This is a genomic window from Gordonia sp. ABSL11-1 (assembly GCF_030315685.1).
GTDB lineage: Bacteria > Actinomycetota > Actinomycetes > Mycobacteriales > Mycobacteriaceae > Gordonia.
Genome location: NZ_JASXSI010000080.1, coordinates 1 through 1,174 on the forward strand (window position 1 = coordinate 1; position 1,174 = coordinate 1,174).

1 protein-coding gene and 1 pseudogene are annotated in these 1,174 nt (G+C 63.7%); one reads left to right on the plus strand and one right to left on the minus strand.

Features of this window, described 5'->3' with window-relative positions; all coding sequences use genetic code 11:
- Positions 1 to 159, plus strand: a pseudogene (locus QSJ19_RS26500) (IS3 family transposase); the annotation flags it as partial.
- A gap of 99 nt (positions 160 to 258) precedes the next feature.
- Here the strand turns inward: QSJ19_RS26500 and QSJ19_RS26505 are convergent.
- Positions 259 to 900, minus strand: a complete 642-nt coding sequence (locus QSJ19_RS26505) for a YoaK family protein (protein WP_286324038.1) — start codon at positions 898 to 900, stop codon at positions 259 to 261.
- Positions 901 to 1,174: the final 274 nt, after the last annotated feature.

Sequence of the window (1,174 nt, forward strand, 5' to 3'; positions counted from 1 at the left end):
TACGACGCCGAGACGCGGGCGAAGGCGGGGCGCTTGTATGAGGATCGGCTATGCGAGCATGGGGAGTCGAAGTTGGCAGCTCGCCGGCATGTGCGTGAACTGCTGGGAGTGAACCAGGCGACGTTGCGGAACTGGGTCGAGCGTCGTCTTCGAGGCGGAGGTGGCCTCATTGAGGTCCCCACCCAGACCAGGACGGTAATCAGGGTCGGATAGTGTGCCGGGGCCGTACAGATCCGCCATGACAAGGTCGGCACGTCATTAGTGTTGCCGGCGACGGAGGGTCAGGGTGACTGCGGCGGCCACTGCGGTCAACAGTGCGGCCGCCAGCCACAGCACCTCGATCCCCAATCCGCGATAGGCGAGAGCTCCCAGAACTGCTCCAACGGTGAGTCCCAGCCACAGAATGAGGTAGCGCAGCCAAAGCCAGCGTGGCCCGCCGGCCAGGGCATCGACCAATCGTTGCCCCGCTTTGACGAGGGTGCCCGTCATGTACGTCAGTCCCACCGTCACTTCACCGTCACGTTGGAACACCGAGTTCATAGCGCCCATCGCCGATGCCATCATCGCCAGTCCGACAGTCTCCACATGAAGCTGGGCCAGGCCGGCGGCGAAGAGCATCATCGCCGACACCAGCCAGAGAACGCCCGCGCGTGCGGCACTGAAGCGGGCCGTGACGGCACCCGCGATCACTCCTGCGAAAAAGGCCGCCAGGAGTCCAGCGGTCACGCTGACCACGTCCCAGTGGAATTGGGCCGTTCCCGCCGCCATGCGAGTTGTGTTGCCGCTCATGAACGAGAGAAAATAGCCACCGAGATGGACGAAGCCGATCGCATCGACGAATCCCGCGATACCAGACAGGGCGACTGCGAGTAGAAGTTCGCGACGACGAATCAGTCGCATTGGACATGTCCTCCTTGTGCGACCGTGTGGTTGCGTGGCCAGGTGTCGCGGTGCGGGCGTCTGAGATGGTTTCGGGATGGCGAGGGTCAGCATAGGAAGAAAGGCCACTCCCACGGCGAACATGTGAGCAGCGCATCAACCCGCTCTCGCCGCCCCGACATCGGAGACGAGTCGATGCCGGCGCGATGCGAGGTCGCCGCACCGTCGTCACAAACCCACAACCACTTACACCGAATCAGCGATAGACCCGCCCCGGGTTCGGTGGAGACTCGGT

Bases quoted from the DNA above. Each gene is read 5' to 3' on its own strand.
- QSJ19_RS26505 (WP_286324038.1), bottom strand. From the start codon at position 900: ATGCGACTGATTCGTCGTCGCGAACTTCTACTCGCAGTCGCCCTGTCT.